This is a genomic window from Vibrio sp. 1CM23M (assembly GCF_023161755.1).
GTDB classification, from domain to species: Bacteria; Pseudomonadota; Gammaproteobacteria; order Enterobacterales; family Vibrionaceae; genus Vibrio; species Vibrio coralliirubri.
The window spans coordinates 114200-138803 of the sequence record NZ_JALNTR010000010.1 but is presented as its reverse complement, the minus strand read 5'-3'; the positions used below and the strand labels follow the sequence as shown (position 1 = coordinate 138803).

Here is a 24604-nt window from a genome sequence, read left to right as displayed (position 1 = left end):
ATGGAGGCGCCTCCCGGAGTCGAACCGAGGTCCACGGATTTGCAATCCGCTGCATAGCCACTCTGCCAAGGCGCCTTAGTAACTCCAATCGAATCGCTCATTGCCATCCTCTTGGGTACGGGATGCATTCTACGGATTCAGACGATTGAGTCAATATTATTTTTGTACTTTTTAATTCGTTTGAATAGATTTCATACGAAACAGGCCAAATAGCTGACTTTATGTTCAAAACACACTGTGAGCGGGTTATTCAAAGGAGATCTATATCACATTAGATATCCACTATTGATAACTTAGCCTTAGGTTAAAGATCAAAAAAGCGAGCCTCAGCTCGCTTCTTCATCAATGATGTTTTTCGTCTAACAAATCGTCTTTGGCAGCCATCAAGTATTGTGCCATTGACCAATAAGTAAGAACGGTGGCGACATACAGTGCAATGTAACCTACCCACACCATCCAGTCGTCGTATCTCCAGATAAGTACCCAAAGAGCGAACATCTGAGAAACCGTTTTGACTTTACCAACCCAAGATACCGCAACACTTGCGCGTTTACCGATTTCAGCCATCCATTCACGCAGCGCTGAAATGATGATCTCACGAGCAATCATGGTCACCGCTGGGATAGTTATCCAAATCGAGTGGTAATGCTCTGTAATCAGGATAAGAGCCGTAGCGACCAACACTTTGTCAGCCACAGGGTCAATGAAGGCACCGAAGCGAGACGTTTGCCCTAACTTACGAGCTAGCATGCCATCTAGCCAGTCAGTGAAACCTGCTACCCAAAACACCATCGCAGCAGCGAAAGGAGCCCATTGATAAGGTAGATAGAAAACGACAACGAATACTGGGATCAAAAATAGTCTCAGTAAGGACAAAATGTTAGGTATATTCAAACGCATATTATTGGGCTCTTATTAATTGCGCTTTAATGGTGCGGGATTTTTACTATTGTTTCAATGCTTGATAAATGTTTTCTGCCAAAGAATGACTAATGCCCGGCACTTTGGCTATTTCTTCGACAGTTGCACGCTTAAGTTCTTGTAAGCCACCCATATATTTCAGCAAAGCTTGACGACGTTTAGGCCCTACCCCTTCAATTCCTTCCAAAGCACTGGTTCTGCGCGTTTTACCACGTTTCGCCCTGTGCCCTGCAATCGCATGATTATGGCTCTCATCACGAATGTGTTGGATAAGATGCAGTGCTGGCGCATCACTAGGTAAATTAAATTCTTCACCTTCAAGGGTTACCAAAGTTTCTAAACCCGGTTTACGCGTTACCCCTTTCGCAATACCCATCATTCTTGGTCTAAACGGCCAATCCCCCCAATATTGAGAAATGATCTCATGAGCGCGGTTTAGCTGACCTTTACCACCATCGATAAAGATGATGTCTGGGATCTTGTCGACATCGAGTTGCTTCGAATAACGTCTCTCAAGCGCCTGAGCCATCGCTGCATAATCATCGCCACCTGTAATGCCGGTGATGTTGTAACGACGGTACTCCGGTTTAACCGGGCCTTCTTGATTGAATACCACACACGACGCAATCGTGCTTTCACCCATGGTATGACTGATATCGAAACATTCCATGCGCTTGATAGCATCCATCGACAGAACTTCTTGGAGCTCTTTGAAGCGCTGATTAATCGTCATCTTGTGATTAATCTTGGTGGTAATAGCCGTCAATGCATTGGTATTCGACAATTTAAGGTAACGACCTCGAGTACCTGAAGGGTTGGTATTGAAGTGAATCTTACGACCCGCTACTTCACACAAGGCTTCTTGAATCGGTGTGACATCTTCCATCAAATCGGCATTGAGAATCAAACGGGTTGGGATGGTTCTCGCTTCATTATGCGCAAGATAGTATTGGCTTAAAAAGCTCGAAAAGACCTCTTCTCGCACCGTATTGTTTGGAATTTTAGGGAAATGGCTTCTACTGCCTAAAACCTTGCCTTGGCGAATCATCAAGATATGAATACACGCTACGCCATTCTCTTGAGCAAAGCCCAACACGTCCATATCTTCCATTGAATCGTCAGATACGTATTGTTGTTCTTGCACACGTCGAATCGCTTGGATTTGGTCACGGAAAGCGGCAGCTTGTTCAAAACGAAGCTCACGGCTTGCTGTGTCCATCTTTTCGATGAGCGTCTCAAGGACTAATTTGTCTTTCCCTTGCAGGAATAGACGAACGTAGTCGATAAGTTCACTGTACTCTTCATCAGAGATGATTGAGCTGACACAAGGCGCAGCACAACGGCCAATCTGATACATCAAACACGGGCGCGTTCTATTGGCATAAACCGTATCTTCACACTGGCGGGCAGGGAAAATCTTTTGGAGTAGGTGTAGCGTCTCACGCACAGCGCCGGAATCAGGGTAAGGACCAAAGTATTCGCCCTTTTTCTTCTTAGCACCACGGTGCATCGACAAACGAGGATGCTTGTGACCGCTAATAAAAATATAAGGGTACGACTTATCATCACGCAAAAGTACGTTGTATTTAGGCAAGTACTGCTTGATGTAGTTGTGCTCAAGAATGAGCGCTTCTGTTTCCGTGTGCGTTACAGTGACATCGATCTTGTCAATATTACTGACTAGAGCACGTGTTTTTTCACTGTCGACTTTTTTACGGAAATAACTGGAAAGGCGTTTTTTGAGGTTCTTAGCTTTACCGACGTAAATAACGACAGCCTCGGCGTTATACATTCGATAAACGCCGGGCTGCTCTGTTACTGTCTTGAGGAATGAGACTGAGTCAAACAAGTTGGTCACTATACGATCTCAGTGTTAAAGGGTCTCAGTGTCTAACATTCCATGTCTAATCGCTAAATGCGTCAGCTCTACATCGCCACTGATATCCAGCTTACTGAACAAGCGGTAGCGGTAACTGTTGACTGTTTTAGGACTTAGATTGAGTTGTTCTGAAATATCCGTCACTTTCTGACCTTTAGTAATCATCATCATGATTTGAAGTTCACGTTCAGATAAGTCTGCGAATGGATTTTCAGACGCAGGCGAGAATTGGCTCAAAGCCATCTGCTGCGCAATTTCTGGTGAAATGTATCGTTGGCCACTATTAACCACTCGAATTGCATTTACCATTTCATCCGGACCTGCCCCTTTAGTAAGGTAACCAGCAGCTCCAGCTTGCATCACTTTAGTTGGAAACGGATTTTCCGTATGAACAGTTAAAACGATGATTTTAACATCAGGGTTGAAACGCAAGATCTTCTTGGTTGCTTCTAAGCCACCAATACCAGGCATATTCATATCCATCAAAATAACGTCAGTATTGTTAGTACGACACCATTTTGCAGCATCTTCACCGCTTTCAGCTTCCCCTGCTACGTTCATTCCACGGACGTCTTCAATAATACGTCGTATCCCTGTGCGAACCAGCTCGTGATCATCTACAAGGAAAACATTTATCAAACTTGTATCTCCACACTATTAATTGGCTCTGCAACCACTGTGTCATTTCATCTGTTTGAAACAATTGAACAAAGGAACAGTGGATCGCAGCATTGAGTACATCTTAACTTAATTACTAAAAAAAAGCTCTGTTGAATATGTGCTGAAACACGAACTTTAGCAAGTACTTATTAACAAATAAGCTAACTAAAACAACAAGCTTTTTCTAAAAATCAACCAGTTAAAACAACACCCAATAAAATTACATAAGATAAAGATATTTTCAATACCATTGAATAACCATTCGCGACAATTTCACTTATTTGCTTATAGAGTCCCGTTATTCGCCTCTACTAACTAGAATTTAGTTAGTATTTTTACTGCCTGTTGTGCGCAGAGGGTCGCTAAATGGTAGTATTCGATTCCCCATTTCAATAGGTTACTACATTGGATATTCAGCAAGGCTTTGTACTCACAAGACAAGCAAGAGATTTTTCAGGGCGCACACAAATCGACTTGTGGTTAAGCACCCCTCAAGGCCCTACTCTGCTGACGATTCAAAATGAAAAACCGGTATTTTTTGTTGCTAAATCTGATCTAGATGCATGTCAGGCAATCGCAGCGAATGAGTCGATCGATTGCCAATTTAAGCCTCTAGAATTAGCCACATTCGAGCAAACACCTCTCGCCGCGTGTTACACCTCACTGTCGAGAAGCAGCTTTGGTTTAGCGCAAGCCTTTCACAACGAAGAAATCCAAACCTTTGAAAGCGATATTCGACTCGCCGATCGATTCTTGATGGAACGTTTTATCAAGGGAAGTATTGAGTTCACCGGATCTGCTGTGCAAAAAAATCAGCACCGTCGAGTCTCAAACGCAAAATGCCGAGCAGGTGATTACTTACCCAGTCTATCTGTGGTCTCGCTTGATATTGAGTGTTCGGAAAAAGGCGTGCTTTATTCAATCGGCCTAGACAGTCCGATGGACAGCCGAGTGATCATGGTCGGCGAAGCACAACAAGCTGAAACCAATATCCAATGGGTTGCCAACGAGAAAGCGCTACTCGAAGCAATGATAGCTTGGTTCTCTGAATTTGATCCTGACATCATCATTGGTTGGAACGTTATCGACTTCGATTTTAGGCTGCTGCACAAACGTTCAGAATGGAACGAAGTGAAGCTCAACATCGGCAGAGACAATCAACCTAGCTTTTTCCGCAGTTCCGCGCAAAATCAGCAAGGTTTTATCACAATCCCCGGCCGCGTTGTCTTGGATGGTATCGATATGCTCAAGACAGCGACCTACCACTTCCGTTCTTGGTCTCTTGAGTCGGTATCACAAGAACTGCTTGGTGAAGGCAAAGACATCCATAACGTTCACGACCGTATGGATGAGATAAACCGAATGTTTAAGTTCGATAAACCTTCACTCGCTAAGTACAACCTTCAAGACTGCGTGCTAGTAAACCGAATCTTCGAACACACTCACCTACTCGATTTTGCTATTGAGCGTTCACGACTGACCGGTGTGGAGCTTGATCGTGTTGGCGGTTCTGTTGCTGCCTTTACTAACTTATATCTGCCTCAAATCCACAGGGCGGGTTATGTCGCACCGAACTTAGAGCCAGAGAATTGGATTGCGAGCCCCGGCGGTTATGTGATGGATTCGATTCCCAATCTGTACGACTCGGTTTTGGTACTCGACTTTAAGAGCCTGTATCCATCAATCATTCGCTCGTTTCTGATTGACCCTATGGGGCTGATTGAAGGGTTGAAGCTAGAACTAGGCCCAGCAGAAGACCAAGCCGTTGATGGCTTTCGAGGTGGGCAATTCCACCGCTCTAAACACTTCTTGCCAGAGATGATTGAAAACCTCTGGGCTGCACGTGATGTGGCGAAGAAGAACAACGAGAAGGCGTTCTCTCAGGCGATTAAGATCATCATGAACTCATTCTATGGTGTGTTAGGTTCGTCTGGTTGTCGTTTCTTCGATACCCGGTTAGCGTCTTCAATTACCATGCGCGGGCACGAAGTACTATCTCGAACGAAAGATATGATTGAAGAAAAAGGCTATAAAGTTATCTACGGTGATACTGATTCTGTCTTCGTGCATTTAGGGAAAAGCCATACCCAAGATGAAGCAGACTCGGTGGGTAATCAGTTAGTTATTGACATAAATTCTGCATGGACTAAGCATTTGCGCGATGAATACAACTTAGACTGTTGGCTTGAACTTGAATACGAAACGCATTATCAAAAGTTCCTGATGCCTACCATTCGTGGCTCTGAAACTGGTTCGAAGAAGCGGTATGCTGGATTAGTGATTCAAGATGGTAAAGAAAAGATGATATTCAAAGGACTTGAAACTGTTCGTACAGATTGGACACCATTAGCACAAAAATTCCAGCAAGTACTATTTGATATGGTCTTCCATAACCAAGACCCTGATGAATACATTCGTTCATATGTAGATGCAACTCTTGAAGGCAAGCATGATAAACAACTGGTTTATCGTAAACGTTTAAGACGTAATCTGAATGATTACCAAAAGAACATTCCTCCACAGGTTCGTGCCGCTCGTATGGCTGACAAAATTAATGCTAAATTGGGTCGCCCTTTACAATACCAACGAAAAGGCGTTATTGAATACGTAATTACTGTCAACGGTGCTGAACCAAGTAGTTACCAGCAAAGCCTTACTGATTATCAGCATTACATAGATAAGCAATTGAAACCTGTAGCTGACGGTATATTGCCATTTATAGGCAAAGATTTTGATTCTATCACTGCCCCCCAGATTGGTCTTTTTTAATACATATCTTTCATCCTAATGCGGCGTTTTAGGCCGCATTTTTTTTCATGTCATCATAAAAAGTCACCAAGTAATGCAGAAAACGCATTTTCTTGGGCTTACATTGTCTGAATTAAGGGTGAATTATGCCATCTATCAATGCCTACGCTTACACACGTTTATCGGATTCACAGCAAGCCAAAGAAGGTCGGTCTGGTTCTGAACGCCAGAAATTATCAATAAAGAAGTACCTTTCAGAACAAGATTGTAAAGGAACTAAAATCGACCTCATTGAAATGCAAGACGTAGGGCGATCTGCCTTTCATGGTAATCATCGACATGAAGATGCTGAATTTGGAATGTTTCTAAAGCAAGTAGAAGCTGGTTATATTGCGAAAGGCTCGTGGCTTCTTATCGAAGATATTGATCGCCTGACTCGCGAACACTTTCTATCTGCTGTTGAAACAACTTTTAATCCTATCCTTGATGCTGGGATTGAAATTCATGTTTTGCTTACCCGTCAAGTATTCAAGGGACGTCTTAATCTTGGGGAAATGGTTGATCTGTTGGTTAAAGTAGAATCTGCCAACGTCTACACCGAACGACTCTCAGAACGTGTTAAAGGCTATTGGAATAAGCAGTTTCGTGATATTAGCCAAGGCAAAAAAGTAAATTTACAATCTCGTCCACTATGGCTTTCATGGGACAAAGACAGAACAAATTACCGCTTAAACATAAAGTCGGGCTGTATAAAGACCATTTTCGAAATGTACCTTGCTGGCTTTGGGTATCGTGGTATTGCCGATCATTTGAATAAACAAGGTATTGCTTCGTTAAAAGGTAAGAAATGGCAAGTAGCACCTATCAAGCGCATCTTAAAGGATCCGTCGGTTTATGGGCGACTGGAATACTTGAAGCGTGGTTTGACCCAAGATGGCTTCTTCCCTGCTGTTGTATCAAAAGAAACCTATGATCGTGTTCAAATTCTAATGCAAAAGAAAGGATCATCTAAGGTACGAACGTCTTTATATGAAAAGGACAATACACTACAAGGGCTAATGTACTGTGAATGTGGCTCACCTATGTATCACAAAATTAATTCCCGTAAGAAGCGTCCCGATGGGTCTTACTATAACCAGACCATCACTAGTTTTCGTTTATGTTGCACGGGTAAGAACAATGGAAACGGTTGTAATAACCGTGATTTATATTACCCAATAATTAAAGAAATGCTGATCAAATCATCTGATACATTTAACACAAACCACGTTAGCCAATCAGTTGTCATTGATCATTCAGCAGAAATTGAAGGGTTAGAACAACAGAATCTAAACATCATGGATATGACGTTAAAAATGAATAAACCTGAACTGATTGAACGTTACATTCAGATGCAAGAAGTGAACTTGGATCTCATCCAGCAACTGCGTAAGGAAGAAACAAAGCCAGTTACAGGAAACTTACTGCGCGATGTAACTTTAAACGATTTATCTGTAGCAGAAATCAGCAATTATCTACGAATGCTTATTAAGCGTGTAGATGTATACTCCGAAGGTGCTGGCGTAAATAAGTTTCTGCTTGATGATTCAGAAACTAAGCCGTTTTTCATTGTTGAATACTACAATGGACATAAACAAGCCATGCTAATGCATGACATGCGCACTCCACTGGCTACCACTGCCTATTCAAGCGATAGCCAAGGAAATATGCTCCTCTAAAGAACTAAGGGCATTACGTTGTTGTTATGCCCTTTTATTTTATTGCTCGTTTTCTGCTGCGTTAATTTGGTCGATTATTGCTTGAATATTAGCAAACGGGTTTGTTGATTTAGTCCTTGCAAATGCATATCCATATATTGGTACATTTTCGGGAATCATATCTAACCCCTTAAGTACAGATGCAACCGCGTTCATTTGTGCACCAGACGTATAAACATCATCTAACAATACTACTGCTGTAATATCTTTAGGAAACTTAGCGTCTTCCTCCTTGTAGACACCTAACGTTTCTATATGCGCCTCTGCTCGCCTTGCTTCATGTGATTTATGCGATGGCTTTTTAGGCTCCCACCTTTCAATTACTTGATGCGCTTTAATTTCATAGGGCTGATTATTCTTAGCATTTGCCCATTCCTCCCACCAATAGACAACTTTGGCCATTGGTCTTGAATGATTACACTCTTCAGGAACAGAACTAGGTATCGGTACTAAGGCAACTTTTCCTTCCAGCCCCTTTTCTTCAGCCCACTCATAAAACTGTTTTATATAAATTCCTGACAAACGTTTTAGTGCGACATTCGAACCATCATTGACTTTACCTGCACTGGTACAATAAGGAACTCCACAATTACGGTTAAGCAATCTATAAGTAAGATTTTTTGCTGGTTTTAAACCGTAATAAACATCAAACCATGTGTTCTTATACGCTTGTGTACTACAGTCACGGTATCGTGGAATAAAATCTCTTGAATGACCTATATTTTCGTCTGGAATTGTATGTACGTCTATATCGTCTAACGATACTGTATGGAAATGTTGTTGAAAGTCGTAAGCCTCGTACTCTAAGGTATCATTAATAAAATCGGTTATGATTTCATCTAACTCATCTAAATTATTAACAATAGCTGTTGGAATGGCGTTATCAGTAATCCATTTTTCTTCAAACTCTGTACCCCATGTACAAAACACTGATGGGGACTCTATATAGTGACCAAAATGGATATCTTTTGCAGAATCACCAATCACAAGTAAACGAACATCGCTAAAATCTTGGTCGTGATAACGTGCTAAACCATCTAAGAACTCTTCTAAATCACAACAAGGCTTTCCTGCGTTAGATAGGATATGTTTATCGTCGAACTGAAAGCCGTGTATATCTAAAATTGTTTCGCAATATCGGCACTCGGGGGAATTTGGGGAATCGGTGATAAAGACAACATGTGTATCGCCATACATATCCGAAAGATTATTGACATAATCAACAATCTTTTCATCATACAGGACAGTCTCTATTTCTCCTTCACGTAATTTATCTACGATAAGGGCACGACCATGTGATGTCTGAAGGTAGGGCTTACAAGCCCTTGTGTCTACAAGTGTGTTATCAAGATCGAAGATTATGACTTCCATCGGCTGAACTCCAATAAGATATTAGAATCACTGCCTGATCACTTTTAAATTATCTTTGTACTTATGAACCCATTGATATTCGGGTTCATGGATGTTGTTTTCCAAAGCGTACAACTGCTTACTCTGCTCTATACAGTGCCTAACAGCATATTGGGTTCCGCTTCTGTCACCAGCACGGGCTACTACAACACCTTCACTTGATAGACCTACTGTTGTCCGGTTCCTATTGGCAAAAAAAGAACCAAAGCTACGTATTCCTATCGGATACTCAGATACCAAAAGGTGATTTTCGGCAATTTCGTCTTGAAGTGCCTTATTATCCTTTGGAAAGTATTGATCTAAAGGGGTACCCAGAACTGCTATAGTCCTACCACCATGTCTAATGGCTGCCTCATGCCCTAGTGTATCGGAACCAGCCGCTAATCCACTTACAATCGCATAGCCTGCTCCAAGCAGACGTGCTATCACAGCGTCACCATGCCTAACATGCTCAGGGTTGTGAAGTTCACGTGTACCAACAAAGGATATCGTCTTGCTTGCATTAAGCAGGTTGTTATCTCCACGGCAATACAGGACTGGTGTAGCACCTTCAACAGATCTCATTTTTTCAGGATAATCAGGGTCATTTATCGTGATGACCTTGAAATTGAAGTCAATTTTGCTGTAAACCCTATCAAGCTGATGCTCAATCTTTTCATCAATAGGGATCATGCCGTAATGCTGGTTATATATGTCTTCCAAAGACCCTATGTTTAGCAGCATGTCAGTCAATTTCTTATTTGCCGACACACTACCTACAGGTATCTTCTTCGTTAATATAAGTGCAGCGTGGCACCAAGCAAGTTTTTGATCTTTGTTCAAATTAATCACGATAAGTCTCCAATCACTCCCGAATGTATGCTAACAGACGCAGTGATTGCAAATGAATATACCTACTTTTAATCTGCCAATTGATTTAGTTCAAGTTTTAGTCACATTTGCGATACTAATACTTTACAGCGGCATCTATAAGTGATGAAAAGTCAATAGATTACACTAATTCAGGGGTTTACTAAATGATAGATGCTGTATGCACTTATGGTGATAAGCAAAAAACGTACAATATCCTTAATTTTCAGAAGTTGTCTGAATCAGAAATAGAAAGATACAGGCAGTACTTAGAATGCCCTGATCCAAAGTGCCGTGCACAGGCGTATTACCGCAAAAAAAGTAAAGATGGAAAAGCAGCATGCTTTGGCTCCAGATATCACGCAGACGGTTGTGATGAAGGACGCTCATCTCCACAACGTGAACGTGAAGTTCGGCATGCATTAGAAGTTAATCAAGTAATTGCTGATTCAAAAGAAGTTATTTTTGATTTCTTTGCATCAGACTCTAAGCCTTCAGGCGAAGATACCAAGGATCGCCCATCTAAGATGAAATCCGTGCGTTCTGGTACGACTAAATCTCATACCGGCTCAGTCAATAACGTAAGAACAACTGTTCTGGGTATGGAAAAGGCGTTGAATAGCCTGATGCGTGGCAGTGATTTGGCTGAATCAGATACAATAATTACGATCGATGAAAGATACCCTTATAAAGCGAAGAATCTATTTGTTAATTTTGTTGATGCTGAAGCGGCAGATAGCCCAAAAGAAGCAAAGCCAAAAATGTACTGGGGAACAATATCTCATTCAGACAAAAACTTAGAATGGTTAAATCCATCTGATTGTGAAGATGTAGGTATTCCGATTAAGCGGCACAAAGAACAAGTATTGAAATGTTTCAACATCACTGAAAAGCGTGACTTAGAAGGTGCTGGATTAATGCTATTTGGTAAGTGCTTCTGGAATGCTCAGAAGAATCGAAAGATTATCGAATTGTGGAATGCTAATAGAATTTTTATTTCTGTAGTAGAAGATTAAAGCGCATTGGTCTGAACTTTTAGTTCAGTGCCCCCTAGTAACGCTAAAGATAAGCCAGCAACTGCACCAAGTTTTTTCAGGGATTTAGATGATTTCTTCATTTTAGATTCCTTCTTGGTTGTAGTTGATGTAGATGTGCTTTCTTCGTAGGTCTTGCTTGTTAGTGGATAGTTTGCAATTAAGCATGCTTCTGCTTTTACGTGTTCAGTGACTGGGTAAGTCGTGCAGATGCGACCATCAATAACGCTTTCAGACCAATACGCTCTAATCAATAATTTGAAGTATGTCACACAATTGGTGAAATGTAAACAAAAACAACTAATTATGTTTACAAAAGAAATTGTAAACCATGCCTATTAAATCAAAAAAGTCTGGCTGGCTGGTAAAAAATCAGGCTGAAACTCTCGATACCCACCCCATGCGATCGGGTGCTTGGCTAGTTTTAGGGTATGGGGGGCTTGGGGGTTATGTTGACTTTTATAGATTTAATACTGCTGTTCGCCTTTATAATTGTTTCTAAAAATCGAACTAACAAGAATCCTGCATTAAGCATCGATTATGAAGTGGTTGTTCGTTATGTTTCCTGTGGTATTACTTATTCCAGTGACGCTTTACAGTGGCTATTCCAAGGCTTGCAGCGGCAGCAGTTTTGGACTGTGATAGTCCTTGTGCTTTGTAATACTGAACCTGCTTAGTAGTTTCTTGTGCTTCAGGTCTACCTAATTTCTTCCCTTGCTGCTTTGCACGTTCAAGCCCTTCTTTCGTTCTTTCACTGATGCGGTTGCGTTCAAATTCAGCAAAGGCACTGAACATTTGAAGCATCAACTTGCCTTGTGAAGATGAAAGGTCGGGTGTTGGTAGGTCTAAACAAACAACATGAATTCCTTTCTGAATTAGCAATTCAACTGTTTGCTGTACATCTATATTGTCACGCCCAAGACGATCAAGCTTCAAAACAATCAACGTATCGTTTGGTTCAAGTTTGTGATCAACCAGTGCTTTGAAATTTGGACGTAGCATTGCTGACGTTGCACCGGATACCGTTTCAGATATCACGCGACTGTCGTCAACGCTGTAGCCTGAACTTCTAATAGCAACAATTTGGTTTTCGGTTGTTTGTTCCGTTGTTGAAACTCGGCAGTAAGCAAATGTTCGCATTAGTATCCGTTTAGTTTTAATTGGTATCATCTATGGGTGGTATCATTACTCTGTAGTATCATAAAGTCAATAGGTATGATTTATGATACTGAAATGGCATATTAGAAATGGCATATTAGAAATGGTATCAGATAACGGTCGTTTTTGATGCCACATACTTTGAAAAAATCCACCAGCAAATAGATAGGGCTTAGCCCACGTAACATTGTGCTACCAGAACACTCAGTCACGTTGTAATGACCTTAGTGCTCAAAGCCAATTGCTGAATACTGGGTTCTGATTTACTTCTTCTTTATAACCTTCATCATCACTGATGTATTGCTGCATTAAGTGTTCATGAATCTCAAACGTTTCGTACTCATTAACATGATCCATTCCGCCGTTATTAGTAATGTTCACAACAAAGCGTTCTGGTTTTTGCATTGTTGATATACTTACTGTGTATCTGATCGACAGCTCTTCTATATCTAATATGTATTCAAGCCATGCATCTTGCATTATGAATTTATAATCATCTTGATCTGTTTCATGAAACATGTCTGGTACTAAATGTATTCCGCTTCTTTTGAAGTAATCACATGTAATGCAAATACATGTGTTTCTTTGTGCGTTTGTTATATCTCTCATTGCATCTCCTGACTCAAAAGAAGAACTACTTCCTTTAGAACACATGGATCTGTTTCATCTGGATTACGCATGATTTTTTGTATTTTCATTGTGTCTTTGTTGTTCATGTAAATTCCTTTCTGACGGCTTCAAATAGCCGTTTTCTTTGGCAAACGAAGTGCGCAGTCACGCCCAAGTAGTAGCGGAACGAAGTGCAGCGATGCCATAGTATTTAAAGGAAGAAATAGGAAGTGCATGAAGTAATTATAAAGAAACCGATTGCAAGCAATCGCTTTGCGTCCATCAAACTGAAGCGCTGTTCGCGCATCATTTCGATAATCCGCATGTCTTTTAATTGGAATAAGAAACAATCATCTTTAATGAAAACACCAAAGTGTTTTCAAGACACATTAGGTAGTTGGTAGAAGCAATATTTTATTTCCCCCCCGTCAGTGCTTTTGATACACACTGGACAAGGGTCTTAGTTTAGCAGTGCATCGCTAATATTTGCTTACACCTAAATCCACAGGCGGTAGTGCTATACCTGTGTCAGTGCGTCCTTTCTTCACTACGGTCAGGGCGTTAACCCCACCACTATCACAACAAAGCAAACTATTGTAATAGCCCGAAATCTGATTTATTGACCAGATTTACATCATTTCCATTTATGCTCACCCAATCAACTACGATTGGCGCATAAGTCCGTCTTTCTTTATCCTTGCGCGTGTATTGATATGTAGTCCTTCCGTTTGGGCACATCAATAGTTCTTCAAGTCGCAGGGGAAGCCCTGCATTCATATGTGCAACACACGGTCTGTTAAGATACCTATGAAGCCCTGCACACGTGGTAGTTTCGTCTTACTACCATTTATCTTCCCTGTGATTTTCATTAGGCATAAAAAAGCCCAATGCTTTTACACATCGGGCTATGTTTTCAAAAGCCAGATGTGTTGAACGTTTAGGCAGTGAAACACATCTGATTTTCTACTAATTTTGTCTGCACCGCCTAAGCCATGCATGGGAATTATTTTATCGTTATACTTCACTGCCTATAGTTCTGTATAAGGTAATCTACTGATTACAATAGTATTTATAACTTTATCTTTGTTATACTTTATTATGACATGACTTCTGAAAGTGCCTAAAAAAACTTAACTGATAACTAATATCTAAATTTATCTATTATATCAAGCACTTCACTCAAGTACTTGGGATGTATCGTTTCTGTCCATCCATCTTCCATAATGCTCGATGAAACGTACTTTGCTTTAACTGATTTTTTGATTTGGTTTTCAAGGTCCAAAACAACTTGCCCTACTTTCGAATAAACACCTTTTGTAAGCAATACATGTGTTAATTTTGAACCTCGTTGGTGTTCTTTCATGCGTTTTTCGGGATCACGGTTAGTTATACCAAACTTATATGCGTGAAGTTCATCATCTAACCATAATTCTTGAAGATATAAGTAACCTTCTTTATCTGGTAAAAAACCGATTTCGGCACAGCATGGGCATCCATTCCCTGAATGCTTGAAGTTAGTTGGCTGTGCTTTATATGGCGTACCTTTAGGACAAATCAAATCTGCTCGTGTTTTAGAATCAATGTATTCATACGTAGCCGCAAAGGAATACCCTTTTTCTATAGCTTTTTCTTCGAATGCTTTACGTTGCTGTATTGGCATTCTACCTATACAGCATAAGCACCCTTTACCGTTTTTGAAGTTCCGTGTATCAACTTGATAATCAGTACCATTTGGACAAATCAACATGACTTTAGTATTAGCATCTACATAAACATAGTCTGGATGAAATGAATAACCGCGTTCAACTACAAGTATCTCAAATGCTTCTTTTACCAATAGATCGGGTTGTCTACCTTCATTACAACAAGGACAATTAACATTCTGATTTTTAAAAGTATCCGGTGCAACTGAATAAGGTGTTCCTTTGGGGCAAATTAAGTCCACTTTGGTACGTGCATTTACATACTCATAGTTAGCCGAAAACAAATAGTCACGATTTGATACTTCTTGCTCGAATGCTTTTTTGGCTAATGCTTTGTCTTGTCCATCACAACATGGGCATCCAAACTTTAGTGTTTTAAAGACAGCGGGGGCAACCGAATAGTCAGATCCTTTAGGACAAATTAATTGTACTACTGTTGTACCATTTATGAACAAGTACTCAGGATGAAATACGTACCCCCTTTCAACAACAAGTCTCTCAAAGTCATTTTTATACAACTCTTTTTTGCATATCGGACACTCTAATTGATTAGATTTGAAGTAACTTGGGGTGATGTGAAACTGATGACCATCTCGGCATATCAAATCAACTGGCTCTGTTGCTACTTTGTATTTATGTCCTTTGCCAAGTGTAAAGCCTCTCTCTTTTACCGATATTTCAAAATCATCCTTTGCTTTCACCCAAAATAGGTTATTTTCCAAACAACAAGGGCAATTAGTTCCTTGGTTTTTAAAAGTATCAGGGGCTACTGCATACAAAGACCCTTTTGGACATAGCAGTTCAACCTTAGTACGTGCATTTGTATACTCATAATTCACAGAAAAGGTATAACAACGTCTTAATACCTCAGCCTCGAACTCTTGTTTGGCTTTGCTTGCATTATTGCCCGAACAAGAAGAACACCTTACATTCTTATTGGTAAATGAACGGGCTAATGCGTCATACTCATGACCGAATGGGCAGATTAACTTACAACGCACTTGGGCATTGATATATTCGTAGTCTCGATGAAAATCATACCCACGTTCAATAACTTTCAACTCGAATTTTCGTTGGGATATGTACTTACGTTTATGATTTGCTGATTTGTCGTTTAAGAATTCGGTAAACTGTTGATCAGTAAACTGGAAAACTGTTTTCATATGGTTAGTTTGTCATTTTTTATTCGTATTAACATCCACCAGCATCGTACTGGTGAATATCTACTTAGGCATAATAAGCATCATAGTGTGGTTTATCATTCGTACGAATAGCTTCGTCAATGATATCCCAGATATGGGCTAACTGTGGTTGAACCGCTTCCGGTAGTTCTAAACCTTGTACTATCGACTTCGCGTGACACTTCTCATTCATGTATTCGTATAGGGTACTGGATTTAACTTCAGCACCTTCGATACCTTTTAAGAAGTTGGGGGCTATAAAATCTTGTCCCTGTTTCTTGAATTCAGACAGATTAAATCTGAATGAAAAATAGACTTCCAATACTTTACGGATATAGGCTTGAACACTGATTGCATCAAACAGCTCTGGATGTTGTACTGCTTCTTTAATCTTACTGATTAAATAAGCGTATTCCGACTTATGATTTAGCAGTAGTTTAGGTAATTCACTAATGCTTGACTGATCTACCTTACGGTTGACTAAGTAGAACTCGGCACGTCGTGGCTTTCTTTGGTAATAACTGAACCATGTTTTCACAAGATTAAAGAATTCGAAGTTATGCGTTGATATAAACAACTGCTCAACTTTTTCATGATTCAACTTATCTTTAATAATCCCAAGTACATTATAGATGTGGTTTGAATCAAGACTACATATAGGATCATCTAAGTACACTATTGGCTTAGTGTCCTTTAAGGATTCGTCCTCAAGTTCTGTGATGAAATATGCAAATGCTATTGCCGTTCGTTCACCATCAGATAAGTGCTTCGCTGGTCTTCCTTCACGCATGAACTGGTACGAATCGCCAACGGGTTGAATTTCGATATCAGTCTTACCGAAATACAAGCGAAGATTGTCATTCAGGTTATCTGCACCTTTCTTAAAATTGCGAAGTTCAGCCTTGATCTCCCGCGCTCGGGTATTCAAGCGGATAATTTCAGTCAAAGTAGCTTGGTGTTCATCCTTGAACGTTTTCACCTGTTTTGTCGCTTCTAGATGATCGTATTCAGTAGTTTCAACATAAACATAGTGTTGCTTAATCGCATCACGTGCCCTTGTCTGTTCGGTACCATGCTTTAATGAACGACGGTTGTGCTCGCTTATAGGCGCATTAAATTGCTCCAATAGTCCTGAAGTATCAGGCATTGGATAATCAGAAGGTGAAAATGCAACGATTTCTTCCATTCGTTCACGCTTATCTTCCAACACCTTAAGAAGTGAATTCTTAACACCTTCAACCTGTTCACCCAATGGTTGAATTTGATCAATAAGGGCGTCATAGCCTTGGTGTAAATCAGCATATAGGTTGGTTGTTTTCGGGATAGAATGCGATAGTGAAATACCTTGAACATGCTTAATAGTGGTGTTGATTTTTGTTGACAATTTTTTGTATGTGTCCGAAAAATAGCCGTTTAACTCATCAAGACGATTGGCAGTTAATGGGTTCTTACAGAACTGACATATGTCTGGTTCGTGATGATGATTAAGACCATCCTCAACCCATTTACTAAGATCTGTATTGGCTTCAAGTTCCTCGATAGTTGTACGGGTTACAGATTCCCCCAGAATCGATTCAATTTGTTCTAATAAAACTGTGATATCAGGGGTTTTTATTGAAGCAAGACTTACTGTATCGGCTTGCTTGGAACGTGCTGTTTCCATCAATTGATCAAGTTCAGCTCCTGTCTTGAAGTTTTCCGCAGTAACTTGCGTCAACAAAGGGGTAACGCCTGTGCGGGTGAAAGTAGAACCGCCTAATACGTTCAAAGCACTAACCACCTGACCAACCGTTTTCAATCGGTTATCTTTTTCAGTCTGTTTATCATCGGCTGACTTTTTATGCTGATCACGATCCAATTCTTTTGCTGGAATTTCAACTTCTTCTATACGTTTTAACTCAGTTTCCAATTCGATATTTGGTTCGCCAACTATCAGTACAGGGCTCACACTTGAATCAATAAAGTTAACGTTATCTTTGATGTAGTCGGAATTGAAGACTCGCAGGCCCGCAATAGGGGTTAATGTAGCACTTGATACCGATGCACCTTCATGGCACTCAACAGTAAAAGTTGCATCTGCAAAATCTTCATGAAGGTGCCCTTGCTGCATGGCTCTGAAGATACGTGATAGCGTAGTTTTACCTGAATAGTTAAAACCATATATAAGGTTAAATTGCAGGAATGGTTGACCGCCATTGGTCTTGGCGTCTTTGAAGATACCGAAATTCTTTATTGATTTTATGTTCTTAAACATCAAGTTATCCCGACTAAAATTATCGGGATACTATACCAGTTTCATTCTATTCAAATGTGATTGTTATCAAATTCGCTTTCTGCCAGCATTGATCTTTGTGCGGGCATGAAATCATGAAGCAGACTAAAGTTCTGATCGAAGACAAAGGCTATCAAGTGATTTACGGCGATACCGATTCAACCTTCGTGTCTCTAAACGGCAGTTATGACCAGCAAAAAGCAGACGAGATAGGGAATGAACTGGTCGCTTACATCAACGATTGGTGGACGAATCACTTAAAAGAGACCCACAACCTAACCTCAATACTTGAACTGGAATACGAGACTCACTATCGCAAGTTTCTAATGCCAACCATTAGAGGTTCAGAAACCGGCTCAAAGAAACGTTATGCCGGCTTAATCACTCAAGGCGATAAAGAGAAGATCATATTTAAAGGACTAGAGAGTGCACGCACCGATTGGACACCTCTCGCACAGCAATTCCAACAAACCTTGTATGAGATGGTGTTTCACGATCAAGATCCAACCGACTATGTCAGACAGTTTGTTGATGAAACCTCTGCTGGCAAACATGATGATTTGTTGGTGTATCAAAAGCGTTTACGCCGCAAATTACACGAATACCAAAAGAACATTCCGCCTCAGGTTCGCGCAGCTCGAATGGCCGACGAGATCAATGCTCAGTTAGGACGCCCTCTTCAATACCAAAACAAAGGACGTATTGAGTATTTGATTACTCTGAGTGGCCCTGAGCCCAAGGAGTATTTAAAGAGTGGTATCGATTATCAGCACTACATCGACAAACAGATTAAACCCGTCGCAGAGGCAATCCTACCCTTCATCGGTTTAGATTTTGAAAGAGTCAGTGGGCAGCAGTTGGGTTTGTTCTAGCACTATATTCAATTTGCTCTTTAAACGAAAAAAGCAGAGACATGCTCTTCAGCACGCTCTGCTTTTTTATATCAATTGATCGGTCATCAATCTCTATCCGATTCTGAACTCGGTTTTCTGATACTGCTTAATCAACCACTCACCAAAACCATCAAGAATACCGATCACCGAACGTTTAGGGATTGGTCTACCAGAAAGCAAAATGCCCAACCTTTGGATTTCGACTTCTCGATCTGGGTGATACTTCAAAAATTGCTTTCCACATTCAACAGGATCATCGTACCAATATTTATCGCGGTACATCACCAAAGAGTAACTCGCTCGCAAAAGCTTCTTGGCGATAATCACCTGCGCAGCGACTTGTTGTTCTGGCGTTGTCGCTCGTGCGATCTTATTGCGATACACCGCTAACCAGTTTTCCGCATCCATGTTCCAATGCTTAGCAATTTCCCAACTTGTTTCAAAATCACCATAGCAATCCGATAAGTCCTCACCATGCACACACACGGCTAAATGCTTGAGCATAAAACCCCAAGTGAAGATATTGTCGAAATCGACTATCTCACTCACTAAGGTGGTCTTAATTGCTACTTGAGTTACCTGCGGGAAGCTCTTTTGGAAACGCCATTTAATGGTGTTCAACAAAGTGGTTCGTTGGTCAGGAAACGGTCTATGGGTCACCACAACCACATCTAGATTGGAGCGACCCACGACGGCTTGCTTACGAGCCACACTGCCATAAATATAAATACTGTGCAGATTAGATCCTAATCCACCTTTTAGAAAGGTAATCAGATCGTTAACCACAGGTTGAAATTCAGGTTGAAAAGGCTGTGTTGGGTCAATAACAGGTAGCTGCATAGGTCGTTTCGGTAAATAAAATAATGATTTAACTATAACTCTATGATCGCCTAGGTGACTTTATGATTCAAGCTATTCCTATTTATAGCATCTCCGAGATATAATCAGCGGATAGACCCACTAAGGACAAACACAAAATGCCTAGAGCAAGTGAAATTAAAAAAGGTTTTGCGATCGACGTTGATGGTAAAACAGTACTAGTTAAAGATATCGAAGTAACAACACCAGGTGGCCGTGGCGGTCAAAAGATTTACCGTTTCCGTGGTAGCGATGTAGCAACTGGCGTTAAAACTGAAGTTCGCCACAAGGCTGACGAAATCGTTGAAACTATCGACGTAACTAAGCGTGCAGTAATGTTCTCTTACGTTGACGGCAACGAGTACATCTTCATGGATAACGAAGATTACACACAATTCATCTTCAACGGTGAAACAATCGAAGACGAACTACTGTTCATCAACGAAGAAACTCAAGGCATGTACGCGATTCTTATCGACGGCAATGCAGCAACACTTGAGCTACCAACTTCAGTTGAGCTCGTTATCGAAGAAACTGACCCTTCAATCAAAGGTGCATCAGCGTCTGCTCGTACTAAGCCAGCTCGTCTGTCTACAGGCCTTACTGTTCAAGTTCCTGAGTACATCGCAACTGGCGACAAAGTTGTTGTGAACACAGCTGAACGTAAATACATGAACCGCGCAAGCTAAGATACTTATTATGACCGAAGCTAACGACCTAATGTCTTACGACGATGCAATTGATACTGCATACGACATCTTTCTTGAGATGGCACCTGATAATCTTGAACCTGCAGACGTGATTCTATTCACAGCTCAGTTTGAAGATCGTGGCGCTGCAGAACTTGTTGAAACTGGCGATGATTGGGTTGAACATGTTGGCTTTGAAGTCGACAAAGAAATCTACGCTGAAGTGCGCATTGGTCTTGTGAATGAAGCTGATGACGTTCTAGACGACGTATTTGCTCGCATGCTAATCAGCCGTGACCCAGAACATAAGTTCTGTCACATGCTGTGGAAACGCGACTAATACCGCTGTTGACGCTCATCTGCATGAGTAAACAAGTATTCATGTAAGCGAGTTAAAAGTTAGCCGAGCCGATTGCTCGGCTATTTTTATCACACCATTTCTCATCGTGATTACTCACTTTCATCATCAACTTTAGATTCACTGATTATGACCAAAGCAAAAACAGACACACAATCAAAAGGCTATGCCTGCATTGGCCTAGTTAACCCAAAGACGCCTGAAAACGTAGGCTCTGTGATGCGAGCTGCTGGCTGCTACGGCGCCAACTCTGTATTTTACACTGGCACACGCTACGACCATGCGCGAAAATTCCATACCGACACCAAAGAAAAGCACTTAGCCCTGCCTTTGATTGGTGTTGAAGAGCTGAAAGATATTATTCCAGTCGGCTGCGTGCCGGTTGCTGTTGATCTGATTGAAGGTGCTAAGCCTCTACCTGATTACAAGCACCCACCACGTGCGTTTTACATTTTTGGCCCAGAAGATGGCACGCTAAAGAAAGAGATCACAGATTTCTGTCGTGAGACGATTTACGTTCCGACCAACGGCTGTATGAATCTAGCGGCATCAGTGAATGTAGTGCTTTACGACCGACTGGCGAAAGGCGATAACTTCTCGAATCATAAGTAAATAGAACGATATACGAAAAAATTTATAGATACGCGTAAACGAGATAAGAGATACGAAGAGCACGGTTACTGCCGATTATGGCAGTATGTTTTCGATACTCGGTTACTCGTATCTCGCATCTTTTATTTCTTCTAGACGTAAAAAAACCTGCTCAATGAGCAGGTTTTTTAGTATTCAGTGCTTTTAGCTAATGAAGCGTTAAGTTAAGAACTCGCGTAATTACTGACGCGTTCTTGGCTTAGCTGGTTTAGCCGGGCGACCGTTGTTCAGTTTAGGCTTACTCTTGTTAGCCTGAGGCTTGCCTTTGTTTGCAGCTGGAGCGCTACGACCTGAATCAGGTGTTGTAGTACCGCGAGTTGCAGGCTTCTTGCGCTTAGTTTGGTTGCTACGGCCTTTTGGTGCGTTTGCACGCTCTTCATGACGCTTAACAGCGCGACGAATTTTTTGGCTACGAGAACGCTCACGCTTACGAGAAGTGTTTGAAGGATCAAGATCCAACAGTGTCTCTTTCTCAGGCTTAAGCTCAACAAGCTCACGCAGGTAGTTAACTTCTTGAAGATCTAGCTCTTTCCAACCGCCACGAGGCAATTTCTTATCAAGGTAGATATCACCGTAACGTACACGTTTCAGGCGGCTTACTGTTGTTTCTTGTGATTCCCAAAGACGACGAACCTCACGGTTACGACCTTCGTTAATCGCTACGTAGAAAGTATGGTTCATACCTTCACCACCAGCGTAAACCACATCTTCAAAACGAGCCATGCCGTCTTCTAGTTGTACGCCACGAGTAACGTTTTTAACTTTTTGCTCGGTCACTTCACCGAATACACGTACTAGGTACTCACGTTCAACCTGACGGCTTGGGTGCATTAGACGGTTTGCAAGCTCACCATCAGTAGTGAAAAGCAAAAGGCCTGATGTGTTTGCATCAAGACGACCAACTGAAATCCAACGAGAACCACGAATCTTAGGTAGACGATCGAAAACAGTACGGCGGCCTTCAGGGTCGTGACGAGTACAAAGCTCACCTTCAGGTTTGTAGTAAGCAAGTACACGACAAACCACTTCTTCAGAAGCCTTGCCTGAAACAGTATGGCCATCGATACGGATCACTGAGTTCTCGTCTTCAAGACGCTCGCCCAGTTTCGCAACTTGACCGTTAACACTTACACGACCAGATTTGATTAAACCTTCTAGTTCACGACGAGAACCGTGACCAGCTCGCGCTAAAACCTTCTGTAATTTTTCGCTCATTTACTCTTTTCTACCTAATTGTCGTCTTCACAGACGTCGAATGAATTTTTCGCGACCAAATCGCGGTCGCGTATTATCGCAAATAACCTGCCAAAAAGCACTTGTTATTTACTGTGGCAGGTTTGCTGTATCGTTACAGACTGTTAATCAGTAAAGCGATTATTCAAACGGCGCAGGATCGCCCGCACCACGACGTAGAACCACGGCATCATCGTCACTGAAGTCAATAACCGTCGTCGGTTGCTCACCTAAGTAACCGCCATTCAAAATGACATCAACCGCATGTTCTAGGCTGTCACGAATTTCTTCTGGATCCGACTCCGTAGTCTCGTTACCCGGCAGAATCAAAGACGTCGACATCAGTGGTTCACCCATCGCTTCCAACAGGTCGAGTGCAATCTTGTTGTCTGGGACACGAATACCAATCGTTTTACGCTTGGCGTTCATCAAACGCTTTGGCACTTCTTTGGTTGCTTTAAAGATAAACGTGTAAGCACCTGGTGTATGTGCTTTCAGTAGACGGAAAGCCACGTTATCGACGCGTGCATACAGTGATAATTCAGAAAGATCACGGCATAACAAGGTGAAGTTGTGCTTGTCATCGATGCGACGAATTTTACAGATACGTTCAAGTGCTTGTTTGTTTTCAAGCTGACAGCCCAGCGCATAACCGGAATCTGTTGGATAAACCACAACGCCGCCATTGCGAATAATCGCAACCGCTTGAGTAATTAAGCGTGCTTGTGGGTTATCTGGGTGTACATAAAAAAACTGGCTCATTGTTGATCCTCGTTATCGAATCTCTCGACTCTATCATCAGAAGGAGCTGGCTCACCTAAAGACTATTCAGATGGTGAAACCGTTTGAAACTCCCAATCTTTCCATACTTCTTCGACCCCAGAAGGTAGCCAGAGATTGCGTCCAAGTTCCATCCACGGAGATGGGTAATGGAAATCACTGCCTTGGGAGGCTAATAGTTTGTATTGTATAGCATAATCCGCGAGTGTGCGTCTTTCTTGTTGCGCTTGCTGAGGTTGAGCGACTTCCATCGCATCCCCTTTCGCTTCAACAAATGCCGCTAGCAGGCGCTTAACCCACTTGGCTGTAAGTCCATATCGTCCAGGGTGAGCGAGTACGGCTTGTCCACCAGCAGCATGGATAGCCGTAACAGCATCACTCATTGAACACCACGTAGGCGGCACATAACCTGGGTTATTGCGAGTAAGAAACTTTTTAAACACCTGCTGCATGGTTTTTGCGTAGCCGTTATCGACTAACCACTTAGCAAAGTGAGCGCGAGTGATAGGCGCATCACCCGCAATCAATTTAACTTCTTCTAGCACCCCTTCACGAGTCGCTTTCTCAAGACGTTGAGCAATCATCTCTGCACGTCCAATACGGTGTTGCTTCTGTTGCTCAATGAGCGCTTTAAGCTCTGGTGACTCAGGATCAACGTTTAACCCAACAATATGGATATCTTTGTTTTGCCAAACAGTCGAAATCTCAATGCCGTTGATCAGCTGAATAGGGAGGTTGTTATCAGCAATATAGTTGCGTGCTTCAGCAAGCCCATCAGTCGTGTCATGATCTGTAATCGCTAGCGCTTCGATGTTAAAGCCAAGCGCTCGGTCAATTAGCTCAGGTGGAGTAAGTCGGCCATCTGAGGCTGTTGTATGACTATGTAGATCAATTCTCATATATTCTTTTTCATTGTTTTCAATTTTTATCGTTATATTTGTGTCAACACACTTGACCCGCA

At 41.6% G+C, this 24604-nt stretch carries 19 protein-coding genes, 1 tRNA gene and 1 pseudogene; 7 read left to right on the top strand and 14 right to left on the bottom strand.

The annotated features are described in order from the left end of the window. Position 1 precedes the first annotated feature (1 nt). The 4 genes from MSG35_RS21185 to uvrY all read right to left on the bottom strand — a co-directional run bounded on the left by MSG35_RS21185 (position 2) and on the right by uvrY (position 3439). A tRNA-Cys gene (locus MSG35_RS21185) sits at positions 2-75 on the bottom strand. Positions 76-342: 267 nt separating this feature from the next. Further along, positions 343-900, bottom strand: coding sequence for a CDP-diacylglycerol--glycerol-3-phosphate 3-phosphatidyltransferase (gene pgsA, locus MSG35_RS21180; protein WP_017061490.1), 558 nt, complete (start codon positions 898-900; stop codon positions 343-345). Between the two features lie 46 nt (positions 901-946). Then, on the bottom strand, positions 947-2779 hold the full coding sequence (gene uvrC, locus MSG35_RS21175; RefSeq protein ID WP_086969557.1) for an excinuclease ABC subunit UvrC: 1833 nt from the start codon (positions 2777-2779) through the stop codon (positions 947-949). 15 nt (positions 2780-2794) lie between these two features. Further along, positions 2795-3439 (bottom strand): UvrY/SirA/GacA family response regulator transcription factor, encoded by a 645-nt coding sequence (gene uvrY / locus MSG35_RS21170; protein ID WP_004729778.1) that lies wholly within the window; start codon positions 3437-3439, stop codon positions 2795-2797. A 426-nt stretch (positions 3440-3865) separates the two neighbouring features. Here uvrY and MSG35_RS21165 point away from each other — a divergent pair, with 426 nt between their 5' ends. Continuing rightward, positions 3866-6229: a DNA polymerase II gene (locus MSG35_RS21165; RefSeq protein WP_248384951.1), complete on the top strand. Its 2364-nt coding sequence runs from the start codon at positions 3866-3868 to the stop codon at positions 6227-6229. Positions 6230-6354: 125 nt separating this feature from the next. After that, positions 6355-7926: a recombinase family protein gene (locus MSG35_RS21160; protein ID WP_248384950.1), complete on the top strand. Its 1572-nt coding sequence runs from the start codon at positions 6355-6357 to the stop codon at positions 7924-7926. Positions 7927-7965: 39 nt separating this feature from the next. Here MSG35_RS21160 and MSG35_RS21155 read toward each other — a convergent pair whose 3' ends face one another. Together MSG35_RS21155 and MSG35_RS21150 are read right to left on the bottom strand one after the other, a co-directional pair. Beyond that, on the bottom strand, positions 7966-9336 hold the full coding sequence (locus MSG35_RS21155) for a hypothetical protein (RefSeq protein ID WP_248384949.1): 1371 nt from the start codon (positions 9334-9336) through the stop codon (positions 7966-7968). A gap of 27 nt (positions 9337-9363) precedes the next feature. Next, positions 9364-10206, bottom strand: a complete 843-nt coding sequence (locus tag MSG35_RS21150) for a DNA-processing protein DprA (RefSeq protein WP_248384948.1) — start codon at positions 10204-10206, stop codon at positions 9364-9366. A gap of 185 nt (positions 10207-10391) precedes the next feature. Between MSG35_RS21150 and MSG35_RS21145 the strand changes: the two genes are divergently transcribed. Then, positions 10392-11240 (top strand): hypothetical protein, encoded by an 849-nt coding sequence (locus tag MSG35_RS21145; RefSeq protein ID WP_248384947.1) that lies wholly within the window; start codon positions 10392-10394, stop codon positions 11238-11240. Between the two features lie 591 nt (positions 11241-11831). Here the strand turns inward: MSG35_RS21145 and MSG35_RS21140 are convergent. The 4 genes from MSG35_RS21140 to MSG35_RS21125 all read right to left on the bottom strand — a co-directional run bounded on the left by MSG35_RS21140 (position 11832) and on the right by MSG35_RS21125 (position 18163). After that, on the bottom strand, positions 11832-12398 hold the full coding sequence (locus MSG35_RS21140; RefSeq protein WP_248384946.1) for a recombinase family protein: 567 nt from the start codon (positions 12396-12398) through the stop codon (positions 11832-11834). A 249-nt stretch (positions 12399-12647) separates the two neighbouring features. Beyond that, on the bottom strand, positions 12648-12821 hold the full coding sequence (locus MSG35_RS21135) for a hypothetical protein (protein WP_156785328.1): 174 nt from the start codon (positions 12819-12821) through the stop codon (positions 12648-12650). Positions 12822-14166: 1345 nt separating this feature from the next. Beyond that, a complete protein-coding gene (locus tag MSG35_RS21130; RefSeq protein WP_248384945.1) occupies positions 14167-15891 on the bottom strand; it encodes a hypothetical protein in 1725 nt (574 codons plus the stop codon). A gap of 64 nt (positions 15892-15955) precedes the next feature. Continuing rightward, positions 15956-18163 carry an AAA family ATPase gene (locus MSG35_RS21125; protein WP_248384944.1) on the bottom strand — a complete coding sequence of 736 codons (2208 nt, stop codon included), beginning with the start codon at positions 18161-18163 and terminating at the stop codon, positions 15956-15958. Positions 18164-18248: 85 nt separating this feature from the next. Between MSG35_RS21125 and MSG35_RS21120 the strand changes: the two are divergent. Further along, a pseudogene (locus tag MSG35_RS21120) lies at positions 18249-19053 on the top strand (DNA polymerase domain-containing protein); the annotation flags it as partial. Between the two features lie 93 nt (positions 19054-19146). Here MSG35_RS21120 and MSG35_RS21115 read toward each other — a convergent pair. Further along, complete coding sequence (locus tag MSG35_RS21115) at positions 19147-19914, bottom strand: nucleotidyltransferase (RefSeq protein ID WP_050654367.1); 768 nt, start codon at positions 19912-19914, stop codon at positions 19147-19149. Positions 19915-20051: 137 nt separating this feature from the next. Between MSG35_RS21115 and yeiP the strand changes: the two genes are divergently transcribed. The 3 genes from yeiP to MSG35_RS21100 all read left to right on the top strand — a co-directional run bounded on the left by yeiP (position 20052) and on the right by MSG35_RS21100 (position 21591). Then, positions 20052-20621, top strand: coding sequence for an elongation factor P-like protein YeiP (gene yeiP / locus MSG35_RS21110; RefSeq protein ID WP_050651475.1), 570 nt, complete (start codon positions 20052-20054; stop codon positions 20619-20621). 10 nt (positions 20622-20631) lie between these two features. Beyond that, positions 20632-20961, top strand: coding sequence for an HI1450 family dsDNA-mimic protein (locus MSG35_RS21105; RefSeq protein ID WP_004741258.1), 330 nt, complete (start codon positions 20632-20634; stop codon positions 20959-20961). A gap of 147 nt (positions 20962-21108) precedes the next feature. Then, the gene (locus tag MSG35_RS21100; protein ID WP_017061495.1) at positions 21109-21591 is read left to right on the top strand and encodes an RNA methyltransferase; all 483 of its coding nucleotides are present in this window, start codon (positions 21109-21111) and stop codon (positions 21589-21591) included. 219 nt (positions 21592-21810) lie between these two features. Here the strand turns inward: MSG35_RS21100 and rluB are convergent, their stop codons facing one another. From rluB to MSG35_RS21085, 3 genes are all read right to left on the bottom strand, one after another. Next, a complete protein-coding gene (gene rluB / locus MSG35_RS21095) occupies positions 21811-22845 on the bottom strand; it encodes a 23S rRNA pseudouridine(2605) synthase RluB (protein ID WP_017055112.1) in 1035 nt (344 codons plus the stop codon). 159 nt (positions 22846-23004) lie between these two features. Further along, a complete protein-coding gene (locus MSG35_RS21090; RefSeq protein ID WP_009848751.1) occupies positions 23005-23625 on the bottom strand; it encodes an L-threonylcarbamoyladenylate synthase in 621 nt (206 codons plus the stop codon). Between the two features lie 62 nt (positions 23626-23687). Continuing rightward, positions 23688-24542, bottom strand: a complete 855-nt coding sequence (locus MSG35_RS21085) for a PHP domain-containing protein (protein ID WP_017069983.1) — start codon at positions 24540-24542, stop codon at positions 23688-23690. Positions 24543-24604: the final 62 nt, after the last annotated feature.